At 72.3% G+C, this 7,149-nt stretch carries 4 protein-coding genes; 3 read left to right on the top strand and 1 reads right to left on the bottom strand.

The window, feature by feature from the left end:
- Positions 1-71: 71 nt before the first annotated feature.
- Positions 72-2,522, bottom strand: coding sequence for a DNA gyrase/topoisomerase IV subunit A (locus tag ACWDCZ_RS23565; RefSeq protein WP_074005662.1), 2,451 nt, complete (start codon positions 2,520-2,522; stop codon positions 72-74).
- 297 nt (positions 2,523-2,819) lie between these two features.
- Between ACWDCZ_RS23565 and ACWDCZ_RS23560 the strand changes: the two genes are divergently transcribed.
- The 3 genes from ACWDCZ_RS23560 (at position 2,820) to ACWDCZ_RS23550 (ending at position 7,064) form a co-directional block, all read left to right on the top strand.
- Complete coding sequence (locus tag ACWDCZ_RS23560; protein ID WP_074005661.1) at positions 2,820-4,169, top strand: M16 family metallopeptidase; 1,350 nt, start codon at positions 2,820-2,822, stop codon at positions 4,167-4,169.
- 20 nt (positions 4,170-4,189) lie between these two features.
- Positions 4,190-5,554 carry a M16 family metallopeptidase gene (locus tag ACWDCZ_RS23555; protein ID WP_074005706.1) on the top strand — a complete coding sequence of 455 codons (1,365 nt, stop codon included), beginning with the start codon at positions 4,190-4,192 and terminating at the stop codon, positions 5,552-5,554.
- Positions 5,555-5,870: 316 nt separating this feature from the next.
- Positions 5,871-7,064, top strand: coding sequence for an RtcB family protein (locus ACWDCZ_RS23550; protein WP_117489766.1), 1,194 nt, complete (start codon positions 5,871-5,873; stop codon positions 7,062-7,064).
- Positions 7,065-7,149 lie beyond the last annotated feature (85 nt).

Here is a 7,149-nt window from a genome sequence, read left to right as displayed (position 1 = left end):
GGCCGGGCGGCAACTCATCTCGGGTGGGGCCCCGCCGTTTTTCGTGTGCCCCTCCGCTCGGGCGGGAGCCGCTACGCCGGGCCGGCGACCACCGCGATCGGGGTGGTGACCGGGGTGCCGGAGCCGTCGCGGCGCGGGTCGCGCTCGGGCAGGTCGACCGGGGCGCCCTTGGCGGTGGCGGCGCGGGCCGGGGCGGCGCCGGCCCAGGCGAAGGCCAGGGCGTCCTCACCGCGCAGGAAGCGCTGGCAGCGCACGCCGCCGGTGGCGCGGCCCTTGCGCGGGTACTGCTCGAACGGGGTGACCTTCCAGCTGGTCTGCTCGCCGTCGGAGAGCGTGCCCGTGGCCGTGGCCACCGAGACCACCACCGCGTCCGCCGCCGGGTCCACCGCCGTGAAGGACAGCACCCGCGTGCCGTCCGACAGCTTGATGCCCGCCATGCCGCCCGCCGGGCGGCCCTGCGGACGCACCTGGCCGGCCGGGTAGCGCAGCAGTTGGGCGTCGGAGGCGATGAAGACCAGGTCCTCCTCGCCGGTGCGCAGTTCGACCGCGCCCACCAGCTCGTCACCCTCCTTGAGGGCGATCACCTCGAACTCGTCCTTGTTCGCCGGCCACTCCGGCACCACCCGCTTCACCACGCCCTGCAGCGTGCCCAGCGCCAGCCCCGGCGAGGACTCGTCCAGGGTGGTCAGCGCCAGCGCCCGCTCCCCGTCCTCCAGCCGCAGGAACTCGCCCACCGCGGCCCCGCCCGCCAGCGTCGGCGACGGTGTCGGCGGCAGCGCCGGAAGGTCGATCACCGGCAGCCGCAGCACCCGGCCCGCGGACGTGACCACGCCGACGTCCGCCCGGGCCGTCGCGTGCACCGCCGAGACGATCACGTCGTGCTTCGCCCGCTTCTCCGACTCCTCGAACGGCTCGCCGTCCGCCGTCCGCGCCAGCAGGCCCGTCGACGACAGCAGCACCCGGCACGGGTCGTCCGCGACCTCCAGCGGCACGGCCAGCGCGGCCGAGGGCACCGCCCCCGCCTCCAGCAGCACCGTGCGCCGCTCGGTGCCGAACTGCTTGGACACCGCGCCCAGTTCGGACGACACCACGCTGCGCAGCTTGGTGTCCGACTCCAGGATCTCGGTCAGGTCCGCGATCTCGGAGGTCAGCTTCTCCTTCTCCTGCTCCAGCTCGACCCGGTCGAAGCGGGTCAGCCGCCGCAGCGGGGTGTCCAGGATGTACGCGGTCTGCGTCTCCGACAGCGAGAAGTGCTCCATCAGGCGTTCCTTCGCCTGCTGGGCGTTGTCACTCGACCGGATGATCGCGATGACCTCGTCGATGTCGAGCAGCGCCACCAGCAGGCCCTCGACCAGGTGCAGCCGCTCCTCGCGCTTGCGGCGGCGGAAGTCGCTGCGCCGGCGCACCACGGTGAAGCGGTGGTCGACGTAGACCTCCAGCAGCTCCTTGAGCCCCAGCGTCAGCGGCTGCCCGTCCACCAGCGCCACGTTGTTGATGCCGAAGGTCTCCTCCAGCGGCGTCAGCTTGTACAGCTGCTCCAGCAGCGCCTCCGGCACGAAGCCGTTCTTCACCTCGATGACCAGCCGCAGCCCGTGCTCGCGGTCGGTCAGGTCCTTGACGTCCGCGATGCCCTGGAGCTTCTTCGCGTTGACCAGGTCCTTGATCTTCGAGATGACCTTCTCCGGGCCGACGTTGTACGGCAGCTCGGTGACCACGATGCCCTTGCGGCGGGCCGTCACCGCCTCCACCGTCGTCGTCGCCCGGATCTTGAACGTGCCGCGGCCCGACTCGTACGCGTCCCGGATGCCCGACAGGCCCACGATCCGCCCGCCGGTCGGCAGGTCCGGACCGGGCACGAACCGCATCAGCGTGTCCAGGTCCGCGTTCGGGTGCTTGATCAGGTGCCGGGCCGCGGCCACCACCTCGGACAGGTTGTGCGGCGGCATGTTCGTCGCCATGCCGACCGCGATGCCCGTCGCGCCGTTCACCAGCAGGTTGGGGAACGCGGCCGGCAGCGCCAGCGGCTCCTGCTCGCTGCCGTCGTAGTTGGGGCCGAAGTCGACGGTGTCCTCGTGGATCGACTCCACCATCGCCATCGAGGCGGCCGTCAGCCGCGACTCGGTGTAGCGCATCGCGGCCGGCGGGTCGTCGTTGCCCAGCGAACCGAAGTTGCCGTGCCCGTCGATCAGCGGCAGCCGCATCGAGAACGGCTGCGCCATGCGCACCACCGAGTCGTAGATCGACTGGTCGCCGTGCGGGTGCAGCCGGCCCATCACCTCGCCCACCACGCGGGCGCACTTCACGTGCGCGCGCTCCGGGCGCAGGCCCATCTCGTTGGCCTGGTACAGGATCCGGCGGTGCACCGGCTTCAGGCCGTCCCGCGCGTCGGGCAGTGCACGCGAGTAGATCACCGAGTAGGCGTACTCCAGGAAGGAGCCCTGCATCTCGTCCACGACGTCGACGTCGAGGATCCGCTCCTCGAAGTCTCCGGGCGGCGGGGTCTGCGAACTGCGGCGGGCCATCGCGGCGGGGCTCCCTTACGTGTCGCTGGCTGTGTCTCGGTCGGTCGCCGAACGCCGGGGGGCGGTCGTCGCTCGTCTCCGCACCGTCCCGCCGCCGGACCCGTCAACCGGGTGCCGTCGACAGGGCGCGGCGCCCCCATTGTGGACCCTCGGGCCGACACTCCCGGTCAGCGGCCCTCTTCCGCCCCTGGCGAACGGCCCCGTCCGCGCGGACACGAACACGGCTCCCGCACGTTGCACCACAATGGGGGACGCCACACGAACCCCCGACATCGACGACGGGAAGGACCCGAGCGCATGGCCAACCCGGCCCCCGCCTCCAGCCGAGGCATCGCCATCACCGAGCACCGCCTGGCCAACGGCCTGCGCGTAGTCCTCTCCGAGGACCACCTGACCCCGGTCGCCGCCGTCTGCCTCTGGTACGACGTGGGCTCCCGGCACGAGGTCAAGGGCCGCACCGGCCTCGCCCACCTCTTCGAGCACCTGATGTTCCAGGGCTCGGCCAACGTCACCAACAACGGGCACTTCGAGCTTGTCCAGGGCGCCGGCGGCTCGCTCAACGGCACCACCAGCTTCGAGCGCACCAACTACTTCGAGACCATGCCCGCCCACCAGCTGGAGCTCGCGCTCTGGCTGGAGGCCGACCGGATGGGCTCGCTGCTCGCCGCGCTCGACGAGACGTCCATGGAGAACCAGCGCGACGTCGTCAAGAACGAGCGCCGCCAGCGCTACGACAACGTCCCGTACGGCACCGCCTTCGAGAAGCTCACCGCGCTCTCCTTCCCCGACGGCCACCCGTACCACCACACCCCGATCGGCTCCATGGCCGACCTCGACGCGGCCACCCTGGAGGACGCCCGCACGTTCTTCCGGACGTACTACGCGCCCAACAACGCGGTCCTCTCGATCGTCGGCGACATCGACCCCGAGCAGACCGTCGCCTGGGTCGAGAAGTACTTCGGCTCCATCCCCGCGCACGACGGCAAGCAGCCCCCGCGCTCGGGCGAGCTCCCCGAGACGATCGGCCGCGAGATCCGCGAGGACGTCCACGAGGACGTCCCCTCCCGCGCCCTGATGGCCGCCTACCGCCTCCCGCACGACGGCACCCGCGAGGCCGACGCCGCCGACCTCGCCCTCACCATCCTCGGCAGCGGCGAGTCCAGCCGCCTCTACAACCGGCTGGTCCGCCGCGACCGCACCGCCGTCGCCGCCGGCTTCGGCCTGCTGCGGCTGGCCGGCGCCCCCAGCCTCGGCTGGCTCGACGTCAAGACCTCCGGCGACGCCACCATCGAGCAGATCGGCACCGCCGTCGACGAGGAGCTCGCCCGCTTCGCCGCCGAGGGCCCCACCGCCGAGGAGCTCGAACGCGCCCAGGCCCAGATCGAGCGCGAGTGGCTCGACCGGCTCACCACCGTCGCCGGCCGGGCCGACGAACTGTGCCGCTACGCCGTCCTGTTCGGCGACCCGGAGCTGCTCAACGACGCCCTCCCCAAGGTCCTCGACGTCACCGCCGAGGAGGTCCAGGCCATCGCCAAGGCCCGGCTCCACCCCGACAACCGGGCCGTCCTCGCCTACGAGCCGACCGCCGCCGCCGAGACCGACGCCGACTCCGACGCCGCTTCCGAAGAGGAGGGTGCCGCCGTATGAGCACCGACTACGTCCCCGCCATGACCTTCCACCCGCAGCCCCGGCCGGGCACGCCCAGCCCCTGGGACTTCCCCGCCCCCGAGCGGGCCGCCCTCGGCAACGGCATCACCGTCCTGCACTGCCACCGGCCCGGCCAGCAGCTGGTCGCCGTCGAGGTCCTGCTCGACGTCCCGCTCGCCGCCGAGCCCGAGGGCCTCGACGGCGTCGCCGGCATCCTCGCCCGCGCCTTCAGCGAGGGCACCGACACCCTCAGCGCCGAGGAGTACGCCGCCGAGCTGGAGCGCGCCGGCGCCACCCTCGACACGCACGCCGACCACCCGTGCATCCGGATCTCCCTGGAGGTCCCCGCCTCCCGGCTCCAGCGCGGCCTGTCCCTGCTCGCCGACGCCCTGCGCGCCCCGGCCCTGCCCGAGGCGGAGATCGAGCGGCTGGTCGCCAACCGCCTGGACGAGATCGTCCACGAGCAGGCCAACCCCGCCCGGCGCGCCGCCAAGGCCCTGTACGCCGAGCTCTTCGACGCCGCCGACCGGCTCTCCCGGCCCCGCGCCGGCACCGCCGACACCGTCAAGTCGATCGACCGCGCCGCCGTCAAGGCCTTCTACGACGGCCACGTGCGCCCCGCGACCAGCACCGTCGTGGTGGTCGGCGACCTCACCGGCGTCGACCTGCCCGCGCTGCTGGAGAGCACCCTCGGCACCTGGACCGGAACGGCCGCCGAGCCGTCCGTCCACGCCCCGGTCACCGGCGACGACCACGGCCGCGTCGTCATCGTGGACCGCCCCGGCTCCGTCCAGACCCAGCTGCTCATCGGCCGGATCGGACCCGACCGCCACGACCCGGTCTGGGCCGCCCAGACCCTCGGCACCTACTGCCTCGGCGGCACCCTCACCTCCCGCCTGGACCGCGTCCTGCGCGAGGAGAAGGGCTACACCTACGGCGTGCGCGCCTTCGCCCAGCCGCTGCGCTCGGCCGCGGACGGCAGCGGGCGCGCCATGCTCGCCATCAGCGGCTCGGTGGACACCGCCTCCACCGCCCCCGCGCTGGCCGACACCTGGGTCATCCTGCGCACCCTCGCCGCCGAGGGCCTCACCGACGCCGAGCGCGACGAGGCCGTGCAGTTCCTGGTCGGCGTCGCCCCGCTGAAGTACGAGACCGCGGGCTCGGTCGCCGGCACCCTGGCCGACCAGGTCGAGCAGTACCTGCCGGACGACTACCAGGCCGAGGTCTACCGGCAGCTCGCCGAACTGCCCACCGCCGCCGCCACCGAGGCGGTCGTCGCGGCCTTCCCGCCGGACCGCCTGGTCACCGTCCTGGTCGGCGACGCCGCCGTGATCGCCGACGACGTGCGGGCGCTCGGCATCGGCGAGGTCACCGTCGTCAGCTGACGCCTGATCCGCTGCCGTCCGGCCCGGTGGAGCACCCGCTCCGCCGGGCCGGACGCGTTTTAAATCCGTTGCGGGCCGCGCCCGTTCCGTGGATAGATGTTCCCCGACGCACAGCACGTGCGAACTGCGACGAAGGAAGGGAGGCGGTCACCATGCGGGTCGAGCAAGCCATACGACGCTCCCCGAGGCCGTATTCCCCCTGCACCGTCGCCCCGGGCGCCTGAGCCCCACCCCCTGAACTTCCCCGAGCCGTGCCGGGATTCCTCGCGCGGCACCACCTTCCCCGAACCACCCGACCCCTGGAGGTCGTTCACCCATGTCGTACACCGAGGTACCCGGCGTCCGCGTCCCGATCCGGATGTGGACCGACCCGGCCACCGTCGAGGGCCAGGCCCTCCAGCAGCTGCGCAACATCAGCTCCCTGCCCTGGCTGCACGGCCTCGCCGTGATGCCCGACGTCCACCTGGGCAAGGGCGCGACGGTCGGCTCCGTCATCGCCATGAAGGACGCGGTCTGCCCGGCGGCCGTCGGCGTCGACATCGGCTGCGGGATGAGCGCGGTGAAGACCTCGCTCACCGCCGAGGACCTCCCGGACGACCTCTCCGGCCTGCGCCGCGAGATCGAGCGGGCCATCCCGGTCGGCCGCGGCCTGCACACCGACCCGGTGGACCCGTCCAAGCTGCACGGCTTCCGCACGGCGGGCTGGGACGACTTCTGGCAGCGCTTCGACGGCATCGCGGAGGACGTCAAGTGGCGGCGCGGGCGGGCGATGCAGCAGATGGCGACGCTCGGCGGAGGAAATCACTTCATAGAACTGTGCGTTGACACGACTGACGCGGTCTGGCTGATGCTGCACTCCGGATCGCGCAACATCGGCAAGGAGCTGGCCGAGCACCACATGGGCGTCGCCCGCTCGCTGCCGCACAACCAGGGCCTGATCGACCAGGACCTCGCGGTCTTCCTCGCGAAGACCCCGGAGATGGGTGCCTACCGGCAGGACCTGTTCTGGGCCCAGGAGTACGCGAAGCTCAACCGCGCGCTGATGATGGCGCTCTTCCAGGACGTCGTCCGGCGGGAGTTCACCAAGGCCGGGGTGACCTTCGACGAGGTCATCAGCTGCCACCACAACTACGTGTCGGAGGAGCGGTACGACGGCGTCGACCTGCTGGTGACCCGCAAGGGCGCGATCCGGGCCGGCTCCGGCGATCTCGGGATCATCCCCGGCTCGATGGGGACGGGTTCCTACATCGTCCGCGGCCTGGGCAACGCGTCGTCGTTCAACTCGGCCTCGCACGGCGCCGGCCGCAAGATGAGCCGCAACGCCGCGAAGAAGCGGTTCACCACCCAGGACCTGGTCGAGCAGACCAAGGGCGTGGAGTGCCGCAAGGACGGCGGCGTGGTGGACGAGATCCCGGGCGCCTACAAGAACATCGAGAAGGTCATCGAGCAGCAGAAGGACCTCGTCGAGGTGGTCGCGCACCTCAAGCAGGTCGTCTGCGTCAAGGGCTGACCAGGCCGGCCGGAGCACGGCGGCCGGAAAGCCGATCGGGGTGCCGCCGGAATCCGGCGGCACCCCGATCGGGTGCGTGCTGCGG

This window comes from Kitasatospora sp. NPDC001225 (assembly GCF_053597855.1).
The sequence above is the reverse complement of the archived record's forward strand: the minus strand, read 5'-3'. Positions and strand labels throughout refer to the sequence as shown.